General features: G+C 68.7%; 30 protein-coding genes. 18 read left to right on the top strand and 12 right to left on the bottom strand.

Annotated features, from left to right (window positions below):
• Nucleotides 1-10: 10 nt before the first annotated feature.
• The gene (locus AC07CM_RS37860; RefSeq protein ID WP_478881051.1) at nucleotides 11-733 is read left to right on the top strand and encodes a LamG domain-containing protein; all 723 of its coding nucleotides are present in this window, start codon (nucleotides 11-13) and stop codon (nucleotides 731-733) included.
• Between the two features lie 3 nt (nucleotides 734-736).
• Here AC07CM_RS37860 and AC07CM_RS37855 read toward each other — a convergent pair whose 3' ends face one another.
• Complete coding sequence (locus AC07CM_RS37855; RefSeq protein WP_478881050.1) at nucleotides 737-1,384, bottom strand: hypothetical protein; 648 nt, start codon at nucleotides 1,382-1,384, stop codon at nucleotides 737-739.
• Between the two features lie 166 nt (nucleotides 1,385-1,550).
• Between AC07CM_RS37855 and AC07CM_RS37850 the strand changes: the two genes are divergently transcribed.
• The gene (locus tag AC07CM_RS37850; RefSeq protein WP_478881049.1) at nucleotides 1,551-2,231 is read left to right on the top strand and encodes a DUF4145 domain-containing protein; all 681 of its coding nucleotides are present in this window, start codon (nucleotides 1,551-1,553) and stop codon (nucleotides 2,229-2,231) included.
• Between the two features lie 93 nt (nucleotides 2,232-2,324).
• Nucleotides 2,325-2,648, top strand: coding sequence for a hypothetical protein (locus tag AC07CM_RS37845; protein ID WP_478881048.1), 324 nt, complete (start codon nucleotides 2,325-2,327; stop codon nucleotides 2,646-2,648).
• 7 nt (nucleotides 2,649-2,655) lie between these two features.
• On the opposite strand, the gene AC07CM_RS37840 is transcribed toward AC07CM_RS37845, so the two are convergent.
• Nucleotides 2,656-2,880 carry a hypothetical protein gene (locus tag AC07CM_RS37840; protein ID WP_478881047.1) on the bottom strand — a complete coding sequence of 75 codons (225 nt, stop codon included), beginning with the start codon at nucleotides 2,878-2,880 and terminating at the stop codon, nucleotides 2,656-2,658.
• Nucleotides 2,881-2,967: 87 nt separating this feature from the next.
• Between AC07CM_RS37840 and AC07CM_RS37835 the strand changes: the two genes are divergently transcribed.
• Both AC07CM_RS37835 and AC07CM_RS37830 read left to right on the top strand, forming a co-directional pair.
• Nucleotides 2,968-3,177, top strand: a complete 210-nt coding sequence (locus AC07CM_RS37835) for a hypothetical protein (RefSeq protein WP_478881046.1) — start codon at nucleotides 2,968-2,970, stop codon at nucleotides 3,175-3,177.
• Nucleotides 3,174-4,235 carry a site-specific integrase gene (locus tag AC07CM_RS37830; RefSeq protein WP_478881045.1) on the top strand — a complete coding sequence of 354 codons (1,062 nt, stop codon included), beginning with the start codon at nucleotides 3,174-3,176 and terminating at the stop codon, nucleotides 4,233-4,235. Before AC07CM_RS37835 ends, AC07CM_RS37830 begins: the two co-directional genes overlap by 4 nt.
• Before the next feature lie 4 nt (nucleotides 4,236-4,239).
• Here AC07CM_RS37830 and AC07CM_RS37825 read toward each other — a convergent pair whose 3' ends face one another.
• The 10 genes from AC07CM_RS37825 to AC07CM_RS37780 all read right to left on the bottom strand — a co-directional run bounded on the left by AC07CM_RS37825 (nucleotide 4,240) and on the right by AC07CM_RS37780 (nucleotide 9,787).
• Entirely contained in the window at nucleotides 4,240-4,806 is a 567-nt protein-coding gene (locus AC07CM_RS37825) for a zinc finger domain-containing protein (protein ID WP_478881044.1), read from the bottom strand.
• Nucleotides 4,807-4,842: 36 nt separating this feature from the next.
• Entirely contained in the window at nucleotides 4,843-5,121 is a 279-nt protein-coding gene (locus tag AC07CM_RS37820; protein WP_478881043.1) for a hypothetical protein, read from the bottom strand.
• On the bottom strand, nucleotides 5,118-5,450 hold the full coding sequence (locus AC07CM_RS37815; protein WP_478881042.1) for a hypothetical protein: 333 nt from the start codon (nucleotides 5,448-5,450) through the stop codon (nucleotides 5,118-5,120). Before AC07CM_RS37815 ends, AC07CM_RS37820 begins: the two co-directional genes overlap by 4 nt.
• Nucleotides 5,451-5,500: 50 nt before the next feature.
• Complete coding sequence (locus AC07CM_RS37810) at nucleotides 5,501-6,379, bottom strand: hypothetical protein (RefSeq protein WP_478881041.1); 879 nt, start codon at nucleotides 6,377-6,379, stop codon at nucleotides 5,501-5,503.
• A 271-nt stretch (nucleotides 6,380-6,650) separates the two neighbouring features.
• Complete coding sequence (locus tag AC07CM_RS37805; RefSeq protein WP_478881040.1) at nucleotides 6,651-7,436, bottom strand: tRNA(His) guanylyltransferase Thg1 family protein; 786 nt, start codon at nucleotides 7,434-7,436, stop codon at nucleotides 6,651-6,653.
• Nucleotides 7,437-7,492: 56 nt separating this feature from the next.
• On the bottom strand, nucleotides 7,493-8,296 hold the full coding sequence (locus AC07CM_RS37800) for a hypothetical protein (protein WP_478881039.1): 804 nt from the start codon (nucleotides 8,294-8,296) through the stop codon (nucleotides 7,493-7,495).
• Nucleotides 8,297-8,309: 13 nt separating this feature from the next.
• Nucleotides 8,310-8,510, bottom strand: a complete 201-nt coding sequence (locus AC07CM_RS37795) for a DUF6011 domain-containing protein (protein ID WP_478881038.1) — start codon at nucleotides 8,508-8,510, stop codon at nucleotides 8,310-8,312.
• A gap of 128 nt (nucleotides 8,511-8,638) precedes the next feature.
• Complete coding sequence (locus AC07CM_RS37790; RefSeq protein ID WP_478881037.1) at nucleotides 8,639-9,067, bottom strand: hypothetical protein; 429 nt, start codon at nucleotides 9,065-9,067, stop codon at nucleotides 8,639-8,641.
• 7 nt (nucleotides 9,068-9,074) lie between these two features.
• A complete protein-coding gene (locus AC07CM_RS37785) occupies nucleotides 9,075-9,344 on the bottom strand; it encodes a hypothetical protein (RefSeq protein WP_478881036.1) in 270 nt (89 codons plus the stop codon).
• An 8-nt stretch (nucleotides 9,345-9,352) separates the two neighbouring features.
• Nucleotides 9,353-9,787 (bottom strand): WYL domain-containing protein, encoded by a 435-nt coding sequence (locus AC07CM_RS37780; RefSeq protein WP_478881035.1) that lies wholly within the window; start codon nucleotides 9,785-9,787, stop codon nucleotides 9,353-9,355.
• Between the two features lie 227 nt (nucleotides 9,788-10,014).
• Here AC07CM_RS37780 and AC07CM_RS37775 point away from each other — a divergent pair, with 227 nt between their 5' ends.
• From AC07CM_RS37775 to AC07CM_RS37715, 13 genes are all read left to right on the top strand, one after another.
• Entirely contained in the window at nucleotides 10,015-10,896 is an 882-nt protein-coding gene (locus tag AC07CM_RS37775; protein WP_478881034.1) for a hypothetical protein, read from the top strand.
• Between the two features lie 90 nt (nucleotides 10,897-10,986).
• Nucleotides 10,987-12,177: an ERF family protein gene (locus AC07CM_RS37770; protein WP_478881033.1), complete on the top strand. Its 1,191-nt coding sequence runs from the start codon at nucleotides 10,987-10,989 to the stop codon at nucleotides 12,175-12,177.
• Between the two features lie 119 nt (nucleotides 12,178-12,296).
• Nucleotides 12,297-12,548 carry a hypothetical protein gene (locus tag AC07CM_RS37765; protein WP_478881032.1) on the top strand — a complete coding sequence of 84 codons (252 nt, stop codon included), beginning with the start codon at nucleotides 12,297-12,299 and terminating at the stop codon, nucleotides 12,546-12,548.
• 47 nt (nucleotides 12,549-12,595) lie between these two features.
• Nucleotides 12,596-12,880, top strand: a complete 285-nt coding sequence (locus AC07CM_RS37760; RefSeq protein ID WP_478881031.1) for a hypothetical protein — start codon at nucleotides 12,596-12,598, stop codon at nucleotides 12,878-12,880.
• A complete protein-coding gene (locus tag AC07CM_RS37755) occupies nucleotides 12,877-13,749 on the top strand; it encodes a hypothetical protein (protein ID WP_478881030.1) in 873 nt (290 codons plus the stop codon). The genes AC07CM_RS37760 and AC07CM_RS37755 overlap by 4 nt, the downstream gene beginning before the upstream one ends.
• The gene (locus tag AC07CM_RS37750) at nucleotides 13,746-14,195 is read left to right on the top strand and encodes a hypothetical protein (protein WP_478881029.1); all 450 of its coding nucleotides are present in this window, start codon (nucleotides 13,746-13,748) and stop codon (nucleotides 14,193-14,195) included. Before AC07CM_RS37755 ends, AC07CM_RS37750 begins: the two co-directional genes overlap by 4 nt.
• A 368-nt stretch (nucleotides 14,196-14,563) precedes the next feature.
• Nucleotides 14,564-15,217, top strand: coding sequence for a hypothetical protein (locus AC07CM_RS37745; protein ID WP_478881028.1), 654 nt, complete (start codon nucleotides 14,564-14,566; stop codon nucleotides 15,215-15,217).
• A 477-nt stretch (nucleotides 15,218-15,694) separates the two neighbouring features.
• Nucleotides 15,695-16,795 carry a hypothetical protein gene (locus AC07CM_RS37740; RefSeq protein WP_478881027.1) on the top strand — a complete coding sequence of 367 codons (1,101 nt, stop codon included), beginning with the start codon at nucleotides 15,695-15,697 and terminating at the stop codon, nucleotides 16,793-16,795.
• A gap of 101 nt (nucleotides 16,796-16,896) precedes the next feature.
• The gene (locus AC07CM_RS37735; RefSeq protein ID WP_478881026.1) at nucleotides 16,897-17,880 is read left to right on the top strand and encodes a hypothetical protein; all 984 of its coding nucleotides are present in this window, start codon (nucleotides 16,897-16,899) and stop codon (nucleotides 17,878-17,880) included.
• Nucleotides 17,881-17,946: 66 nt separating this feature from the next.
• On the top strand, nucleotides 17,947-18,144 hold the full coding sequence (locus tag AC07CM_RS37730) for a hypothetical protein (RefSeq protein WP_478881025.1): 198 nt from the start codon (nucleotides 17,947-17,949) through the stop codon (nucleotides 18,142-18,144).
• A complete protein-coding gene (locus AC07CM_RS37725) occupies nucleotides 18,144-18,281 on the top strand; it encodes a hypothetical protein (protein ID WP_478881024.1) in 138 nt (45 codons plus the stop codon). The genes AC07CM_RS37730 and AC07CM_RS37725 overlap by 1 nt, the downstream gene beginning before the upstream one ends.
• A 240-nt stretch (nucleotides 18,282-18,521) precedes the next feature.
• Nucleotides 18,522-19,181: a ParA family protein gene (locus AC07CM_RS37720; protein ID WP_478881023.1), complete on the top strand. Its 660-nt coding sequence runs from the start codon at nucleotides 18,522-18,524 to the stop codon at nucleotides 19,179-19,181.
• Nucleotides 19,181-20,332, top strand: coding sequence for a ParB/RepB/Spo0J family partition protein (locus AC07CM_RS37715; RefSeq protein WP_478881022.1), 1,152 nt, complete (start codon nucleotides 19,181-19,183; stop codon nucleotides 20,330-20,332). The genes AC07CM_RS37720 and AC07CM_RS37715 overlap by 1 nt, the downstream gene beginning before the upstream one ends.
• Nucleotides 20,333-20,418 lie beyond the last annotated feature (86 nt).

Below are 20,418 nucleotides of genomic sequence, written 5' to 3'. Positions count from 1 at the left end.
GGCTGACCGCGTGTACGACACGATGATCCTCGAGGACCGGCCGGTCGCGTACTGGCCTCTCGCCGGCGGTCTCACCTCCCTGGTCGGCGGCTACCAGGCGCAGGCGCACGGGAAGCTCGAGGCCACGTCCTGGCTGGACGGAAGCCAGGCAACCCAGTTCGACGGCAGAACCGGGTACCTCGAGATCCCGTCCGATCTGGCGTTCTCCGTCGCAGCGACCGGCGTGCTCACTGTTGAGGCGTGGCTGCGCCCTGACACCGTCGTCTTCCCCAAGGCCGAGGGGTCCGGCTACGTCCACTGGCTGCAGAAGCAGGAGTACAGCAAGCAGAACCAGTGCGAGTGGGCCTGCCGGATCTACTCCCGTGGCAACAGCGAGGGCCGCGACAACCGGGTCAGCGGCTACGCCTTCAACCTCTCCGGGGGCCTCGGCGCCGGCTCCTACTTCCAGGACCGGCTCACGGTCGGGCAGTGGATCCACTACGTGCTGGTCATCAACACGGCGCCGGCTGGGGGCTGCCCGACCGGCTACACCAAGGTGTACCGGGACGGGCAGCTCCGCGACCAGGACGCCCTGGCCGGCTACGGCATCCTGCCGAGGCCTGGCACCGCTCCGCTGCGGATCGGCGGCTCCGGCGCTTCCTTCTTCCAGGGCGGCATCGCCAAGGTGGCCCTGTACGGGCGTGAGCTCACCGGTGAACAGATCGCAGCGCACTACGCCGCGGCCGCCACCTGACCGTCAGCCGGTGATGGCTCCGTTGAACTCGGGGAAGTCGAAGGACAGATCGTCGCTGGCACGCTGAACCGTCACGACGATCTTCCGCCCGTACTTCGACTCCAGCTCACCATCGTCGGTCTTGGTCACCGACAGGCCGGGAGCGAGACGGCCCTCGAGGGGCTCCGAGCCGCGCTCGAACGACGTGCCCGAGGCCTCGCCGCCGTTGGTGGCGCCCTCCACGATCGTGGACAGCTTGCCGATGTCGGCGGCCGTCTTACCCGTGTTGGTCAGCTTCAGCTTGATCCGGAAGTCCGTGCTGCCCGGGGTCGGCGTCTCCATCAGCTCCTTGTCGTAGTCCGTGAACACCTTCGCTTCGACCACGGTGACCTTGAGCCCGTCGGGCCAGGTGTAGGTGTCGCCGAACTTCAGCCCCGTCGTCTTCCCGCCGGCCTTGTCCGAGCAGTTGGCCATCCACGTGGCCTGGTCCAGGCTCTGATCGGAGCAGTCGACGGACGGCTTGGCCTTGGGCTTCGGGCTGTGGCTCTTCGCCGCCGCCGGCTTCTCGTCAGAGGCAGCCTGGCCGCTGGTGCTCCCGGAGCCGGAGCAGGCGGTAAGGGCGGCGAGTAGTAGGACGGTGGCCGCGGTGGGCATGGTGGTGCGGGTGCGCATGATCTGGTCCCCCCAGGTTGGTGTAGCGCGAACACATCACCGTAGGCCGGTGCGAAGGACCCGTGCGCGGGGAGTGATCAGCCCGTGACATGGACAATGAAGCGCGGCTCCCGATCCCGGTAGAACTCGGTGCAGAGTGATCGTTCCCCTGCGTATCGTCTTCCCCATGGCAAGCACGGTTTGCGGCTGGTGTGGCCGCCTCACCCACATGACGTTGATTGGCCAGGTCGTTCGGTTGCCTGGCGACCTCACCAACTCCGGACACGCCCCATACACTGCACCCTTCCGCTGCGACAACGAAGACTGCGGCGAACTGTCCATTGGCCAGGCGCACCTCTTTGTAGCAGGATCGGCCACCAGCCAGGCCGGGCTCAACAACGCCCTACAGGCTGCTCACGTGGTCTGGACGCCCAGCAGCGTAAACCGCCCGAAGTTCCCGGATGTGCCAGACCAGATAGCCGCGACCGCGACCGAGGCACACGCCTGCATCTCGATTCAGGCATATCGCGGGGCTGTGGCCCTGGCCCGAGCCGTCGTGGAAGCCACGGCCAAGGACAAGGGCATCACTAAAGGGCCGCTCGCTGCGAAGATCGACGAGATGCACAGCCAGAATCTGATCAAGGACCTCACCAGGGAGTTGGCGCACGAGATCAGAGAGGGTGGCAATGAGATAGCCCATGGCGACCTGGCCGCCGAACCCATGCCCCCGAACGACGCCGAAGCGATCGTCGCGCTGATGGATGAGATCCTTGAAGAGGTCTACCAGCAGCCAGCCCGCATGATGGCGCTCAGGAAGAGCCGTCTGGAGCGAGAACAGCGGAACGCCCCGGAGAAGGCCGGAGCTTAGGATCGATCTGGGAGAAGAATCGAACACATCGAACGCATCCGTTAGTTCGGGCGCGCCTGGTTCCCGATAAGCTCACATGCGTCTCATGATCGGGTGGGGGTATCGATGTACGAGTGCAGGACCCAGGGTGTGGAGCTGGCTGTCGACGAGGTGCAGCGCCTCAACGAACTGCCGGATGCGGCCCACGACGTAAACGCCCACCTGCTGTGCGAGCTGCAGGACGGGCACACCGGCCCGCACTGGGCCTTGGCGCAGACGGAGGACCGCGGCGAGGGCGGCACCAAGAACTGGTGGCTGCGCTGGGAGACTGGCTCCCAAGAGTGGACGCATGAGCCGGACTGCCCCGTCAACAAGCCTGACGACTCCGAGTTCTGCATGCTGCCCACCGGCCACGTCGGCGCGCACAGCTGGTCCTGAGTTCGCCTCAGTCGTCGGCGATGAGCCGCTGGAAAGTCGGGCAGTCGACGGCGTGCCACTCGCGGACGAGTATCTCCCCCTCTGCCAGGGCCACTTCCGCGTACCAGGGGTAGCAGTCGAGACAGGCTTGGATCTCGTACGGGGTTCCGTCGTCGTCGAAGGCTCGAAGGTCGACGGACCCTACCGGGGCAGAGCGGGTGAGGTTCGGCTTGCGCTCAGGGGTGTCGGTCATCCGTTCAGTATCCGCCGTGGCTGAGGGATCACCTGGTGTGGCGTCGGATAACCTTCCGTTATCCGATCACATAGGGGAGTGGCGCTGATGACTGGACGACCAGGAGACAGGTGCGGCGACCCGCGCCCGACTCATCGTCATTGGTGCGGCACCTGCGGCGCGCAACGTCTGTTCAGCGCCGAGGAGTGCACGCTGCTGCTGATCGTGCCGCTGTGCCCCCGCTGCGGGGGTACGGACTGGAAGAGCGACATTGACCAGCTCGCGGCACCGAACTACCGCGAGGGCCAGCAGCCGTGAGCAAGCACCTACCCGCCGCCCAGCCCGAGCGAGCCGCCCTCGTGCAACGGTGGGCCGACCGACACGGCATCGACGCCGCCCAACGCCTCGCCCAGGCCGAGCACCTGGCCGACGCGGTTGCCGAAGCCGTCACCCCGGAGAACACCACCGACACCTACGCCAAGTCCTGGCGTGTGTGGGAGCGGTTCTGTGACACCCAGACCTTCCCCCTCCTCGAGGGATCCCGAGGCGCCCTCGTCGCCTACGCCACCTGGATGCTCCGCGAAGGCCGGAAGGACGGAAAGGGCTACGCCCCGGCAGCCGCCAAGACCCACCTGGCCGCCACCACCGTCGGTCTCCGTGACCGCGGTCAGACCGTCAGCAAGGACGCCGTCGCCGAGGCCCGTGCCGCCATCGAAGGCCTCACCGTCAAGCTCCTCAAGGACGGTGAACGACGCGGCCGCGGTAAGGCAGTTGCCGCTGACGTCGACGGACTCCACCTCATCGTCCGTGCCTGCCCGCCCACCCTGACCGGCCTCCGCGACAAGGCGCTGATCCTCACCGGCTTCAACTTCGCCTCCCGCGCCTCCGAACCCGCAGGCCTCCTCGCCGCCGACGTCAGCCTGCACCCGCGGGGCATGGTCGTCTCCGTCCTCACCGGGAAGACCCGCTACTCCGTCCGCGAAGCGAAGATCCCCTACTCGCAGGACCCGGAGGTCTGCCCCGTCCGCGCCTGGACCGCCTACCGCCAGCAGCTGGTCGCCGAGCACGGACAGCAGTGGGCCGACCCGTCCACCCCCGCCTTCGTCGGCATCAACCGCTGGGGCAACGTCACTGGCGGCATGGGCCCGGACAGCATCACCCGCGCCATCAAACGCATCTCGGTACGCGCCCAGGTCCCGATCGTGTGGACGGGCCATTCCCTGCGGGCCGGTCTGGCGACCGAGGGACGGAAGAAGGGGAAGGACGCCGTGTCCATCTCCCGGCAGGGCGGGTGGGCACCGAACAGCCGGGAGATGCTCGGGTACATGCGGGCAGCCGATGAGTGGGACGACAACGCAGCCGCTGGCCTGACCTGACCGTCTACCGGCTGCTCTCACCGGCGCTGGACGGGGAGCTGCCTAGCTTCCACCCTGACGACTGGTGCCCGCGGAAGGTCCGCCCGGACTCGATGGCTTCCTTGTTCCGGGCGAACGCCCGCTCTGCGGCCGCCGTGTTCCACTGCCGTGGCGCCGGCGGCTTCGCGCTCGAGGTACCGGCCTGCTGCGCCTGCTTGAGGCACGAGGCGTGGCAGGTCTTCCCGGACTTCGCCTTGGCGGTGGGCCTCTTGCCGAGGGGCTTGCGGCAGATGGCGCAGGACCTGCTGTTGGCGCGGCGCTGCTCAACCGTCTTCTTCGGCTTCTCCGTCTTGACCACGGTGCGTCCGTCTACCTTGATGACGGTCACCTTCGCGGCGGGAGCGCGCTGCGCCGGTGCGCTTTGGGGGGTGCCTGCCTGGTATGCCTCTGCGCGGGCCCGGTGTCCGCCTCGGAGCGTGCACGGCTCACCGGGGAGGGCCTTGCACGCGGGGCAGGACACCGACTGCATCTGCTTGATGGTGGGCTGGCTGGTGCGTCCGCCGCCGCCCGTGTAGCGCCTTCGCTGGGTCACGGGCGGCAGCGTAGCGGCTGACGCTGAGTTGGACGGCTATGCCGTCTCCCACCACTCTTCCGCGCCGTCGTGGTCGGGCTCGGGAGCGTTGACCGTCACCTTCAGGAAGCCTTCCGCCCGGCCATAGGCGACGAACTCCAGCAGAGCAGCAGCCTGCTGAGGCGTCAGGTCCTGGTCGACGACGAAGGCCCGGCTGTTCCTGCCCTCACGTAGCCGGCGGGCTCCGGTGGCGCGAAGCATGGCGACTGCCGTGGAGAAGTCCTCGATGCCTCCGAGGTCCAGGCGAATCGGTGATGGGGTGCTCTGATCGCTCATTGGGGGAGCCTAGCTTCGGGCAGCGCCTCACGGAGGTAGACGGGCAGGGCTTGTCGTACGGCCTCATCGGCGGTCCAGTCGTCGTCGGTGAGCTGGTCGGCGGTGACGGTGACGGGCTCGCCGTTGTCGGGGCGGGCGAGCGCGCGGAACGTTTCCCCGCCGCGGGGAGGTGTGGCGGTGAGGTAGCCGGCCAGGACTGCGCGGGCGATGTCGGCGGGGGCTGCGGTGGTGGTGGCGCGGCCCAGGCCTTTGCAGATCCATACGCGGCTGAAGGGTTCGTGGAGTTGGATTTCCCAGGTGAGCCGGGTGGGGGTGTCTTCGCAGGTCATATCCGCGATCCTCCCCGGTCATGAGTGTCGCCGGGAGCGGTACTGGCGGGTTACTTGGGTGGGCCGGGTGAAGGGTTTGCGTCCTGGCCGGGGGTGTCCCAGAAGCCGGTGTGGGCGATGGTGTCGGCGGTGACGGGGGGCTGCCGGTCGGCCAACAGGGGGTGGGTGGCGGCCATCTGTTGGACGAGCATGTTGGGGTAGCGGGAGACGATGGGGCGGCCGCCCTGGCCGAGGATGACTTCGTGGACGCCTTCCTCGGGGGTGGGCCGGTGGGGCAGGTAGGCCTTGAGTGCGGCGACGGTGAGGGGTTCGAGGGTGAACTTCTTGCCGACGTTTTCGAAGTCGTCGGGGGCGCGGACGTCGAATCCGCCGTCCTGGAGGTCGTACAGGTGGCGCATGTCCAGGCGGACAATCTCCCCGGGTCTGAGGCCCTCGAGGAGGAGATAGGCGATGAGGCGGTCGCGCAGGTAGTGGCGGGCCTGGTCCTTGCCCCACATGCCGATGCAGGTGAGCAGGACGGCGCGTTCCATGGGGGTGAGCCGCTTGGGTGGGGTGGCGTCGCGGTCGACGCCGGAGCGGATGAGGTTGAACTCGGGGAGCTGGCGCAGGATGCCGGCGTCGCGGGCGGCGGTGTAGTAGCCGGTGAGGGCGGTGACGCGTTTGTCGTGGCTCTTGGCGACGTCGGGGTGGTGCTCGGCGAGCCAGGCGAGGGCGTCGGGTCCGTCGAAGGGGCGGCCGGCGAGGACGTCGCGGAGGTAGCGGTCGTGGGCCCAGCGGGCGATGTGCTCGAGGCCGAAGGCCCACGGGTCGGTCCGGGTCTCGTCGCACCAGTCGAGCCATGAGGTGACTTCGATGCGGTAGGTGGCCTGGCTGGTGGGGCGCAGCGTGCCTTGGGTGAGCCAGGTCTCGAGCAGGGTCCGTGGGTCCATGGCGTATATCGTGCCCGGTCCCCGGCACAGGTGTGGATCTACTTTTACGGAACCTCGGAGTCCACCCATCCAGGGGGCGTCTTCCGTACTGCGCGTGGGACGGTGCGGGGGATTGCGCGCGCGGCCTCTCCTAGTGGGTGGTGGGGCCGAGGTTCCGTAAAAGTCCAGGTGAGGGGGGGGTTAGGCGGGGCTCGGGGGCCCTGTCCCAGCGTGCTGAGAGCACGCTATGCCGGATGCGGGCCCGCGTTCCCTCCGCTCCCCTCGCGGCGTGTCAGGCCGGGACGCGCAGCGTCGGCAGGGCGGGAATCGTCTCGGCAAGCCAGTCGGCCGGGTTGGTCGTGAAGTGCGGTGCCGGCGTGGTCTCCCACCAGGACCGGACGGCGGTGGTCCGCACGGTCTCCTTCGTGCGCTTGTCGGTGTATTCGACGGGGCGTTCGCCGGTACGGCGCACGGTGACGCGGCCGCGCTTGCAGCCGTCGGGGTAGTCGTTCCAGTTGATGCCGGCCTCGGCGTACAGCAGCTCCTGCATGCCGCCGGTGGAGACGCCGTGCAGCCGTCGGTGGGAGAAGCGGGATTGGGCGGCCATGCTGATGCTGTTACGGACCGCGTCCCTCTGTCGCCACAGGAAGTAGTTGGCGACCTCCACGGGGTCGCTGATCGTGAAGACCCGCGCGTCGAACAGGGCCCGCTTCCCGGGCCTGCGTTCGTTGAGGACGGCCGTGGCGAGGGAAGCCGATACGGACAGCTGCTTGGCAACGACTCCTCCGAACCAGGGCTGGGTCTGGATGCTGGAGAAGTCGGTGACGAGCACGCTGATCTCGTCGGACTGGGTGTAGGCGAACACCGTCCCGCTGATCTCTTCACAGAGGGCTGCGGCAACCGCGTCCATGTCGTCCATGAACTGCGGATCGAACGGCCTCTGCGCGCCGCGCAGGTAGGAGTGGAAGGCGCGCCCGTCGACTCTCAGCAGGGTGTACGTACGGCGGGGCAGGACCGCGCGGTGCACGGCCTCATACCCCTTCATCCGATCGCCCAGGGCGGTGCTGTCACTCACCATGTCTCCTCTCGAATGCGGGCACCGTACCGGCGCGCGCTCTGCGTGTTCCCTGTGTGTCAGAAGAGCTGGGAGGCCAGGCACCAGCAGCCACGGGCCTCCTTCATGCGCGGGTGGTGGCGGATCCACATCGCGTGGCGTACCAGGTCCTTGTGTGCGCCCTTGGCCACGCAGTCGGGACTGCTGCACTCGCTGCTGCCGTCGTGGTGCTCGGTCTGCGTCCCCTCGCAGTAGAAGAAACGGGCCCGGCCCGGCTCGGCGGCCGCCCACCGCTCGTCGTAGGAGGACAGGGAACCCCAGCAGTTGCCTCGGGTGTGGAAGACGGCCGTGTCGTCGCCGAGGTCGGGGCGGATCAGGTTGGTGCCGGGGAAGGTGAAGTGCTTCTGCCGCTTCGTAATTGGCTCGCGGCAGCCGTGGCAGACCCCGGGAAGGATCGCCATCTCCTTCTCCATCTTCTCCGTGGCGCGGGCCATGATGCGCTCGGTGTGGACGTGCTGGCAGGGCGGTATCTCCTTGCACAGGCGGCAGATCGGGTAGTGCTCGGGCAGCGTGGGCCAGTAGTAGTTGTTCGGGCCCTCGAGGCTGATGGGCTTGGCTGCGGGGTTCTCCTCGGAGCGCAGGACGATGACGCGGGGCCGGCTGTACCAGGTGTCCGGGTCGGGCATGCCGTGCTTCACCCACGCCTGCTGGTACCTCTCGGACCAGTTCGCCTGCTCCCGCTCGCGTACCTCCAGTACGCGGTAGGGCTGGCGCTGCCACACCACGAGCGTCCCGGGCGTCAGCTTCTCGGTGTACATGCTGCGCTTGCTGACGCCGCCGGGGAGTTCGGGACGCCATTCGTCGGGGTCGTACCGGATGAACATGCTGCCTCGTCTCCTACAGGCCCAGGCCTGGTATGGCGTCTTGGTCGACTTCGTGGCGGCTACCGTCTGCGGTGCGCGGCTCGGGGTCGCATTCCTCGCCTAGCCGGCGCATCCGCGAGATCTTGTCGGTCAGAGGCCTGCCGCAGTCCTTGCACCACACGCGGGCGGGGGCGCCGGGGTCGATGAGCAGGCTCTTCTGCCCTGTGCTGTCCATGACTTCAGTGTGATCCTGATCCGGGGCTGGCTTGCTGCCGACTTCGTCAGCTACGCTGCGCTCACGCATTACGTGTCCCCAAGGCCACCAACCCCGTGCGGGGGTGGTGGCCTTCGTCGTGTCCGGGGTCAGTCTTCCCAGCCGCGGGCGACGTCCAGGGCGCGGCGGAGCGCCGAGGCGAGCGGAAGGCGCTGCGTCTCGGGGATGTGGATTTGCGGCTCGTCTTCCGTCTCCAGGTCCACTGATAGCGTCAGCCACATCCCGCCCCTGTCAGACGGGGACAGCTTGATACCCACGTCGTCCAGCGTGTCGTAGGACCACGGCCGGTTCTCGGTGAGGGCGTCGATCATCGTGGGGAGGTCACGGCTGGGGACCCCGGCGTCGGCGTCGAAGAACTGGCCGATCGCCTTGATGCGGACGATCACCTCGGCGCGACCCGGGTCCTCGCGGAGGCCGGCGGGGATGACGGTGAGCGTTGTGCCGGCGTTGTCGGTGTAGTCCCAGGGGCGGGGGGTGAGTTCGGCGTTGACGATGTTGAGGGCGTCGCGGAAGTCCATGGGGTCCTCAGGAGAAGTCGGGCGGGAGGGAGTCGGGGATCTGGTTCATAGCGTCGGTAACGAACTTCGCCGGCAGAACGACCTGAGGTCGGCTTCCTTCCAGTTCCTCGATGCGGCGGCGAAGCCGATCGAGTTCCGGACGGATCACAGCCAGCGCGGCTTCGGCCAGTGCGCCGCTGAGGGGCCACCCGGCGCAGACCGGGATGCCGTCGTCGGTATGCCGGAGAGGCACACGGCCCATGGCGCGCGTCGTGCGATCGAACAGTGACTCTTCCAACGCGGCTCCTAAGCGGCGAGGTCGGTCTGGGACTGGGCGAGCTTGCGGCGGGGGCGGTAGTCGGCGTCGTCGGGGTCGCGCTCCAGCTCGAAGTAGATGAGCGCGGTGGCGTCGTCGGTGGGGGCGGGGGCGGGGCGCTCGTAGACGGTGGGCTCGGGGCGGGTGAGGACGAAGGCGATCCGGTGGACGGTGTAGGCGCTGATGCGGGCGATGTTGAAGCCGCGCTCGGCGTCGGTGGGGTCTTCGGTGTGGGCGAGCCGGCACATGGCGTGGACGCGGATGCCGCCGTTGCTGGTGGTGCTGATCTCGAACGGCTCGATGGTGCGGATCGTGGTGACGCCGTCGCGGTCGGTGTAGGTGATGGTCACCACGTGCTGCTTGTCGATGGCCTTGTACAGGTCGGTGAGGGTCTGGGTGGTGGTCTGCTTGGCCGTCAGCTTCATCGTGGTGTTCCCCCTCGGTGCGGTGTGACTCCACTCTAGACCATGAATACATTGCCTAGCAATGCCTTTGTGGGTATGGTTGGGGATGTTGGGGCGCCGCCCCGGCCGCCCTGCCCACTGTCGGCATGGTGTTGTCATGCAGATTGGAGGAAACTGGCGTGGCAAACGCCCCCACGCGCCCGCCCAGCTACCGAGCGAGGCGGCGCCCACAGAAAGGACCCCGCCCCGTGGCAGGTTCCCTCGCCGACCGACTCACCACCGCCGCCCGCCTGCTGAAGGCGTCCGCCCAGGAGGACCTGGCCGCCGCCGAACAGCACGCGGCAGCGGGTGACGAGGCCGGCTCGACGACCCGGCAGGACGCCGCCGAGGCGAAGCAGGATGCCGCCGCCGCGGTGGAATCCCTCCTGGATCCGGGTGCCTGGGTGAAGCTTCGGAAGGCGACCACGGGCGGCGGGACCAGCCCGCTGACGATCTCGATGGACGCCGAGCTGAAGGCCGCGCTGATGGAAGGCGCCGAGGAGTTCGACGTGTCGATCCGTGCGCTGGCGGAGCAGGCGTACCGGAAGGTGCTGGCGGGTGAGTGGCTGCCGCCGAAGGCGGGCCGGCGTAAGGGTTCGTCGTCGAAGCGGACCGTGCTGAATGTCAGCGTGGACGCCGAGCTGCGGGAGCAGCTGCGGGAGCAGCTGCCGCGCCTTTCGCAGGAGGAGGGCCGCCAGATCAGTGAGGGCGGCATCATCACCACGTGGGCGTGCGAGGAGCTCGGTGTCGACACCGGCACGGGCCAGCTGATGCCGATCGCCCTCCCGGAGCCGCTCAAGCAGCACTTCCTGGCCGCCCAGGACGCCGGCGTTTCACTGGAGGATGTGGTGGATGAGCGGCTGCGTCAGCTGGTCGACGGATCCTGGGAGCTGCCGCGTCCGACCCGGGTGAAGAAGGGCACGTGGGACAGCGGGAAGTGGGGCCTTTTGAAGGTCCGCGTCGATGACCGGCTGCGTGCCGCGCTGCATGAGATGGCTCCGCAGTTGTCGGAGCAGGCGGGTGTCCGTGTGTTCCCGGGCACGGTGATCCGTCAGATCCTCCTCGAGCGGCTGGGTGAACCCGCCGCCTAGTACGTCCGGGTGCGGGCCGGCCTGGACGCCGACAACCAGCCCGGCCACCGCCCCTCATCACACTGCATAACCCCATAGGAGAGACCTCACATGGCTGCTGCCATTGAGGCCCCCGCCAGCACGACGGCGGAGGGCCAGACCCAGCACACCCAAATCCAGGGCCAGCCGACCGTCTACGACCTGATGGCCCGCGTGATGCGGGACGTCCGGAACGTGGGCAAGAACAGCCAGAACGAGTCCCAGAACTACGCGTTCCGCGGCGTGGACGACGCCATCGGCGCCCTGGCGCAGCCGCTGCGCGACCACGGGGTGTTCATGACGCCGGAGGTCCTGGACTTCAAGACGGAGAACCGGGGCCGTCAGAACGCGGTCCTGATGCGGGTGGCGTTCCACTTCTACGGTCCGGCTGGCGACCACGTCACCGCGGTCACCATGGGTGAGGCGTCGGACTTCGCGGACAAGGCGTCGAACAAGGCCATGAGCGCCGCGCTGAAGTACGCGCTGATCCACACGTTCATGATCCCGGTCGATTCGAAGTCCCTGGACGACGGGGACCGCGATCACCCGGTGGGGCATCGCTCGCCGGTGGACGCGTACATGGAGCGTCTGAAGAAGCCGGCCGTGTGGAACAACCCGAACGCGCTGCTGGCGCTGCACGCGGAGGCCAAGGAGGACGGCCTGCTGGGCGAGACGGTGTACGGGCCGGACGGGGACACGACACTGGAGGCGCTGATCGTGGGCCGCGGTAAGCAGCTGAAGGCCGAGGCGGCAGAGCGTGAGGCACGCAAGGCAGCGGAGGCGCCGGCCGTGGCCGCCCAGGTCGCTGCGGAGACCGGGGCCGGGACGGTGGTGATTGATCCGGAGTCATTCCAGCCGCACCCGGACGGGCAGGACTTCGCGAACCAGGCCGCGCTCGCCCAGTCCCGGGAGGCGGTGGAGAACATCCGGTCGCTGGCCGATGGGCAGGGCCTTGTGAACTCGGGGGTGTTGGCTCCGGACTCGGGTCAGCCGGATGTGCTGAGCGCCTACATGGAGCGCCGTGCGGCGGATCTCGCGTCGGGCAGTGAGACCGAGTTCGAGGGGTTCATGCGCCGGGTCCGCAACGGCTGGAGCAGCATCGCTACCACGCGGATGGCGTTGGAGGAGGCCCGGCAGAAGGGCATCAACGACGTCGTCCCGTTCGACGGTGACCACCTGGCTATCCAGGACGTCCTGGAGATTCGCCTGAAGGCGCTGAAGGAGATGGCGACCCAGGACGGCGAAGAGCAGAGGGCCGCCTGAACCACTCCAGGCCCGCCGCCGCGCGGGCCTCCCGGGAGGCGTTGCCTCCTGTGAAGTCCCCTTCCTGGGGCACTCGTTCCATCACTTCAACCGGCTGTGTGCCGAATCGAGGTTCCGTCATGCCTGAAATCCTTCACTGGCTGTCCGCTCACCCGGAGCGTTGGGTGGTGCCGGCCGTTCTGATCGTCGCCGTCGTCGGTGTCCCGCTGATGCTGTGGAGGGAGAAGCGGCGTCCCTCCTCGTACTCGCGCGCCCAGGACGTCGTGGGCGACTGGGTGTCGAAGCCGAATGACGCCCGGGCCCGGAGCGACAAGGAAGCCATCGACGCGATGGAAAAAGAAGCGCGCCGTAGGTCCCCGCGCCAGCCCTGACCCTGCCCGTCCCCGTTTCGCCCCGCCCATTGGAGGTGAGTGCCGCTGTGGCGCGCACTGCTACGACCGCCGCGGTACTCACCGCGGCGGTCGCCGTTTCTGCCCTGCACCTGTCTCGCCGGAACCGCCGGCTGCGCCGCCAGCTCGTCACGGAGCAGGCGTCGGCGCGGCTGATGACTGGCCGACTTGTCCACGACCGGGAGAAGTTCCTGCGTCGTCTGTCCGAGGCCATGGCTCAGCACGCCGTTGTGGCGGCTGCTGGGCTGGTGGTCTCGGAAGCCCTTGCCCGACACGACCCGACGATCCCGCCGATGGAGGGAGGACCCCGGTGACCGATTCGATTGCTCTGAGGAAGGCGTGGGAGCAGCATCCCCGGTACCGCTACCGGGGCTGTGCTCCCGACCAGGACGATCCCACCCGTGCGGCAGGGGATTTGGATCTGACGTTGGATGCGTGGTCGGGTGCGGACCGCGATGGCGGTGAGCCGCAGAGGGAGCGGGAGGCCCGGCAGGAAGCCGCGATCGACGTGTGCTTCGGCTGCGCGGTGATGACGCAGTGCGATGCCTATGCGTCGTCGGTGCGGTGGGTGAACGGGATCCCGAAGCTCGCGGAGCCGGAGGGGATCTGGGGCGCCCGTACAGCCCTGCAGCGGCATCGGCTGCTGATCGCTTCCCGGCCGGAGATGAAGGCTGCTCCGGATCGCATGTTCCAGACGGAACAGAAGCAGGCGGTGCTGCGTGCGCTGGCCCGTTGCTGGGAGCCGGTGGAGGTGGCGCGGGAGGCTGGCCTGCCGGATGTCCGCACGGCGAACTGGCAGCGCAGTGCGCTGGTGCGGCATTTGGGGCTGCCGAAGGACGCGTCCCGGATGACGGTCCTGAAGACGGCTCGGGAGCGTGGTCTGTTGGAGGGTGTGGAGGTGGTTCCGGATGACGGGTCGGTGCCTGCGATCCCTCCGGCGACGGAGAACCTGGTGGTGATGGTGAAGGGCCAGGTGTTGGCGTGGGCGTCGAAGCCGGCCGAGGTGAGGCCGGTGGAGCGTGCGCAGCGTCGCCGGGGGCGTGGTGTGCGTCCCCGGACGTTGCGGTCGAAGTTCCGGTGTGTGAAGGGCCAGCTGGGTCTGGCCGAGGGCGAGGCCGCCGCGGGCCTGGCCCCTGTTCGTGAGTTGTTCCCCGCCGATGTCGCCTTGGAGGCCGCAGCATGAGCCAGATCCCCGCCACCACCCCCGCCACGTCCACCACGTCCGACGACGCTGCCGAGGAGGCCGCGTACAGGGTGACGTCGACGGATGCCGTTCTTACGGGACGGGTCATGTGCTCGGGGCAGGCGATGTCCTCGGGCGAGTTCTGGGCGGGCCTGCTCGCGGCCGCGCTGGTGGATACGGCGGGCTCGCCGCGGAAGCTACCGGCGGACATCTGGCCGGACCAGGACCCGGCGGTGGTGCAGGAGATCTGGGATCGGGCTGCGGCGGTGGTGTCGCGGGCGGCTCAGTTCGCGTCGGCGCCGTGGCTGCACCGGGATCGCCTGCAGGACTTGCACGGGCAGCTGGCGGAGGCCGGCTTCCATGCGATGGCGGGGTCGGTGCAGCGGTCGCTGCGCCTGGTGGTGGCGGGGCATCCGGCGGACCAGGAGATAGGCCGGGAGCGCTGACGCTCCGTCATGACCGGTGTGACTAGTAGGACATCCGACACGAGGCGATAGGACCCGGGACAGATGCGCAAGTCAACTAGTAGGCTGGTGCCTGCGTCTGACGACCACCTAGTTGCGGGGTGGACAGAAGATGCGGCCCCCAAAACGTTGGAAGGCCCCGCTTGCCACTCGCGGTGGCTGTCTCGGCGGTTGCGACGCCGGACGCGGGACCTGCCGACACCACACCGTTCCAAAGCGAATGAAGGTGCCGACATGGCTCAGAGTACCCGGACCTCCGGGCTATCAGACAGTGTGACCCAGGACTCCGCCGTGAAGATCACACCGGCGTGGAGCGTTTCGGTCCCTGTCCCCACTACCCCCTCCATCGCGTGACCGGCCGCGCCTGGCCCTCCCGCGAGGAGTGGCAGGCCAAGGCCGAGTACGCCGTCCGTACCGCCTGCACGAAGTACGAGCGGCTCGAGCGCGCCCAGCCCGACACAGTCTGGTTTTCCCTTGCTGAGGACCAGGAGTTCGAGGATCTGGCCGCGCCGGCCGCCGCAGAGTTCCGTACGCTCCTGACGGCCGAGATCAGCCGTCTCCGCTCCCTGCTCCCCGAACGCCCCAAGGAGGGCCGCGCCCGCAACGCCTGGTTCGTCGCCCTGGAGGGCCAGGCGTACGAGGATGCGTGCAACCTCGGTTCGCTTGAGGAGATGCGCCGCGACGTTCAGCGGGGCCGCCGCGAAGGACATTGGGGAACCGTCTGCTGGCAGCTGGGACGCGTCCGCCATCACTACACCGAGATCGTGCTGCCGCCGCATCTGATCCGGGCGCACGATCGCATGCTCGAACTGCAGGCTGCAGCCGAGCGGCGCCGGAACGAGGCTGCTGACGCTATCGAGCAAGCGGCCGTCGAGCGAGAGATCGCACGGCGGGCCACTGACGAGGCATGGGCGCAGGAGTTGGAGCGCCGTGCCGCTATCGACCGCCCGCGCGTTATCCGCGTGGGACAGTTCCCACCCATTGAGGGAGATCGAGTGACTTAGCCAGTTTCCGGCGGGAGGTCCGTTCGCCTCGACCGCCTGGCCGCTTCCCCGTTCGGTGCGCCAACACCGTCCGGGCCGTTGCGGCCCTCGTACCACGGCTCAGCACGCCAATGCCGAGCTAAGGCCCACCGGGCGCCAACCCGAGTGAGCGAACTTCCTGGTTCTCCCCGAACCACCCCGGTCACCGAGGGGGCTTTGCTATGCCCTCTCGCCTTTCCGAAGACGAGGTACATAGTGCCTGAGCGCACCCCTGCTTGTCAGCTTCGCATCCCCGGCGCGGGCGATTCGCGAGGAATCTCCCCCCGTGCGGGCGACACCGAGCACCTCCAGCGGACCCCCGACATAGACGCCCCCGCTGTCGAATTCGAACAGGCGACCGATTACAGTGCGGGGCAGGTAGCTCTCGTACGCGGCGACTGCCAGGAGGTGTCCCACACCAAGTCGCGTCGGAGCGGCCCGCGTCGGTGGCGTCGCGCGGTGGGGTGGCTGATCGCAGCCGGCCTGCACCCCCGCGCGACCGCCACCACGTTGCGCGTCGCCGAGGACCTGGCCGACCGCATGGACTACAGCACGGGGCACGTCCGGTACTGCCTCGCCGACATGGTCGACCGGCTCGGCATCCCCCGCTCCACGCTCGCCAAGCACGTCGCCTATCTCCGGGAGCTCGGCGCCCTCGCCTGGGTGCAGCACGGCACACGGGCCAACTCGCGGCGCCTGATGGGTCTCGCGGGTTACGCGGCCACCGCCACGGTGTACGCCGCGGTCATCCCCGCCAGCTACGACCACGCCATGGGCCACACGATCGTCGGCACCGGGTACCAGGCGCGGATCGTCATCGACCAGCGAGGGCAGGCCCGGATCCCGGCTCAGTCCCGGAAGCCTGTGGATAACCCGGCTGTGGATAACTCCAGCTCCGAGGCCCGCGAGACCCCTTCCCTTACCTGGGTTAGAGAAGAGAGTCAGGTTCAGGTAGTGGAGGGTTTTAACTACACCTCGCGCGCGAGGCAGGCGAAGAGCCGGATTCCCCACCAGAGCAGCGACATCAACGGGCGCCGCCGGACCGCCGCCGACGTCCAGAAGGCTGGCAAGACGGTCCGGATGGTGCGGGCCCTGGTGAACTGGACCCAGTCGGTGCCGCTGCGGCGCCTCGAGTACGTGCTGCGCCCGTGGACCGACCGCAGCTGGGACGCCTTCCGCATCGCCGACGAACTGCACGGCATGTGCGCCGGCGTCCGCTGGAAGCCTGTCCGCCCGGACGCGTTCATCCGGGCCCGCATTGCCGCTGACTCCCAGCAGCGTGAAGAGCTGGAGCAGGCGATCGCGTGGGAGGACAGCACCGCCGCCCAGGACATGGCCTCCCTGGCGAAGCTGTTCGGCACCGTCACCCCCGAGCCGGAGCCGGAGCGGACCGCCGAGGACCGGGAACGGGCCCGCCTGTACGGCTGGGACCAGTGGGAGGAAGTCGCTGCCCATCTCGCCGAGGACCAGGACGACGCCATCGACCTGTACGGCGTGGACATCTGCAAGTTCGCCATCGGGCAGCAGGCCCGCCTCGAGCGCCAGGGAGCGTGGGCATGACCTCCGCCCGCCGCTTGAGCGGGCGGAGGGAACAGCCGGGCGGATCCGCGAGACGGTTTACCGCGGTAAACCACACCACCCCCGCCCCTCTTGGAGCCACCGTGCACACCTTCACCATCGACCGCAGCAAGGACCGCCCCGACCCCCGCGTCCTCCTCCACCGCAGCTTCTACGCCAGCGCCGTCCCCCGCCTCATGGCCCTGTGCCGACTCCTCGGCCACAAGCCCGTCGTGGACGGATACGACTCCAAGTACGGGCCCAAAGATCAGCGCCGGGCCCGCTGGGTGTGCTGCGACCGGTGCGGCGTCCGCCCCCAGCCACAAGGCCCGCTCGGCGCCGACCGGTGGAACATCGGCGACCGGTACACCGGCGCCCTGCCCGGCCCGTGGCCCGACCGCCCCGAAGGCGACCTGTCCGCCGAACTCATCGTCGGCCGCTCCCACTCCCTCGGCCTGGGCGTCACGATCGGCAGCGCCGGCAGCGAAAGCGTCCTGTCCGCACACGTCGGCCTCGGCCCGGTTGGCGCCCTCTACCTGTCCACCGAGCGCTTTGGGACATGGGTGCAGCGCCGCCTCAACCCGACCGGATACGAGGCGAAGGACATCAGCGTGGACTTCCACCACGGGCAGGTCTGGTGGAAGGTGTGGGCCCGGGAGAACGAGTGGCGGGCCACGGACCCCAAGTGGATGAACGGCAACGCCTCCGTCGACCCTCGGCACTACCTGCTCGGCCCCCGGAAGAATCACAAGGTGTCCGAGACGGAGCGCGTGCCGGCCGTCGTGCGGATGCCCGAGGGCGACAGCCACGACGTTCTCGTGCACCTCGAGCAGTGGGAGACCCGCCGCACCCGCGGGCGTGCCCGCACCTTCTGGCGGGCCGAATGGGAGAGCGAGGCCGGCATCCCGGTCCGTAACCATGACTGGAAGGGTGACGAGTACTTCTCCAGCTCCTGGGTGATAGAGGGCGTCACCCCAGACACTCCGGGCTGGCCGCTCATCCTCGCGGCGACCGCGGCCGTCCAGTGCTCGAGGGACCGGGCCCGCTATGGCTACCGCCCGGCGCCGGTCGACGAGGGCAGCGCCTGAGCGCAGGGAACGCCGCTGCGGTTGTGGTGCACCGTGTACGCGATCACCGCACCAAGGAGACCACCGATGCCGCAGAATGCTGCTGCCACCCCGCCGACCATGTGCCTGCTCCACGGCGACTTCCACGTCATGGAGCCAGGCTGCTGGGGCGCCACGTTCGACTGGCAGCTGGCCCACCCGCACCTCGAGGGAGCGGCGGCCCGGGACGCCTACCTGGGCGCGGTGGAACGCAAGATGCTCGACAACCTCGTGAGGAAACCCTGATGCCCGCCACCCTGACGCCGAAGCCGGCGTATCCGAAGCCGCCGCTGACCCACGTGCACGCCCAGCTGTTCGTGGAGGCCGTGTACGACAACGACGAGCCGTACGACCTAGCCGACGAGGATGAGGATCCGGCGTAGGTGGTGACCAAATGGTCACCACCTTTTGGTCAGACTGACGCGTCGGTTTACCGCGGTAAACCGCCCGCCCCAGCACGGCAGTCCGGCCCGCGGTGGACGCCCGCTGGTTTACCGCGGTAAACCAGCAGCCCCGCTCCGATGGACGAATCGCCGGAGGCGTCACCCTCCGCCCGGCCGCCGTCTGGAAAGATGCTCCACGCCCGAAGTACCGGAACGTACGGGAAAGCATACGGAGCACCCATGCAAGCAGCTGTATACGTCGTGTCCATCGACCCCCAGGCCTCCACCGTCTGGTGGGCCAACAGGATCACCGACCTCCCCTTCGACTTCTCCCAGGAGCACGAGACTCCGGAGAACCTCGCGATCCTCAAGGACACCGGCGCCAAGGTCCACGTCATCGCCAACCAGAAGGGCGGCGTCGGCAAGACCACCGTCACCCTCAACCTCGGCGCCGTCGTCGCCGACGTCCTCAAGGGCTCCGGCAGTCTCCAGCACGTCTTCATCGACACCCCCGGCAGCCTCCAGGACGAAAACCTTCTCCTCGAGGCCCTGAAGTACGCGCACGACGTCATCGTGCCGATGCCGCCCGAGCCCCTCGCGTTCGACCCGACCGCCCGGACCATCGCCCAGGTCATCGAACCCACCGGCCTGCCCTACAAGGTCCTCGTCAACAACTGGGACCCCCGCGACGGCCGCGCGGACCTGGACGAGACCCGCGACTACATCAAGGCCCAGGGCTGGCCCAGCCTCGAGACGGCCATAAGGCGGTACAAGGTCCACACCCGGGCCTCCGTCGAAGGCCGCGTCGTCACCCAGTACGAAGAGAACAAACCCTCCTTCAAAGCCAGGGAGGACTTCTACCGGCTCGCCATCGAACTCGGCTACGGGGGAGGCAAGTGATGGCGGGGCGCCGTACCAGCCTCGTTTCACTCGCCGGCCAGAAGGTCGAAGACGTACCCGGCCGCAGCGACGCCGTCCTGCTGTCGGTGCCGCTGGACAAGCTGCACTGCACCCGCTTCAACCCCCGCCGCAACTTCGGCAGCGAGGAGGAGCTGCGGGAGTTCGGGGAGAAGCTGAAGAAGGAGCAGCTGCAGCCCGCGGTCGTCGTCTCCCGTGCCGCATACCTGAAGCTGTGGCCCGGCGAGACCGACAGCGTAGGCGCGGCCTCGTACGTCATCGCCAACGGCGAGCGCCGCTACCGTGCCTCCCGGCTCGTTGGTCGGCCCGTTCTCGAGGTCGTCCACCGCGAAGACGTCGCCCAGTCCCGGGCCACCTTCCTGGACGCGGTGCAGTCGGAGAACAACGACCGCCAAGACCTCGACCCGATCGAGCGGGCCATCGCCATCGAGACGATGGTCACCGAACTCGAAGGTGCCCAGCAGGTCGCCGTCTACTACGGCAAGACCAAAGGGTGGGTGAGCCAACAGCGCAAGCTCCTCAACCTCACCCCCGAGTTGCAGGACCTCGTCAGCGCCGGCGACATGCCCGTCCGGATCGCCCGGGACATCGCTGGCCTGCCGAGCGAGGTACAGGCTGCCGCATGGGACGAGCACCTCGAGCGGCGACGCCTGGAGAAGGAAGCGGGGGCCCGCCTGCGGGCTCAGGCCCCCAACCCACCTGCCCCTGCTGCTCCCGCTCCGGCAGCTCGGCCCACGGCGCCGGAGGTCCTCCAGGCCCCGCAGGAGCCTGCTGCCGAACCGGGGCCGGCCTCGCCCCGTGTTGCGGCCCTACCGGAGCCGGGGGTGTTTACCGCGGTAAACACCGGCCACCCGGAGCCGGAGGCGTACGTGCCGCCCGACCCGGTGGTGCGTGCGGACAGCATCCCCGAGCCGCGTACCCAGGGCCTGGCTGATGAGGAGGACGAGCCGCCGCGCAAGCTGCCGTACGACGATCCCCCGTACATCGTCATGCACCTGGACGCCAAGATGACGGACGCTCACTTCTTCAAGCTGGTGGAGCTGGTGTTGAAGAAGGCGAACGACCGCGACCCGGGCCGACTGCGGCCCGCCATCGCGTCCGTTCTGGACGAACAGGCTCAGCGGACCCCATGACTCAAATTTGAGTGATGCGGGCAGGCCCCGCCCTCCTCGCCACGCGCGGGAGGGCGGGGCCGTTTTCTGTGTGCCGGGCCAACTGA

This window comes from Streptomyces sp. NPDC044061 (genome assembly GCF_056434305.1).
The sequence above is the reverse complement of the archived record's forward strand: the minus strand, read 5'-3'. Positions and strand labels throughout refer to the sequence as shown.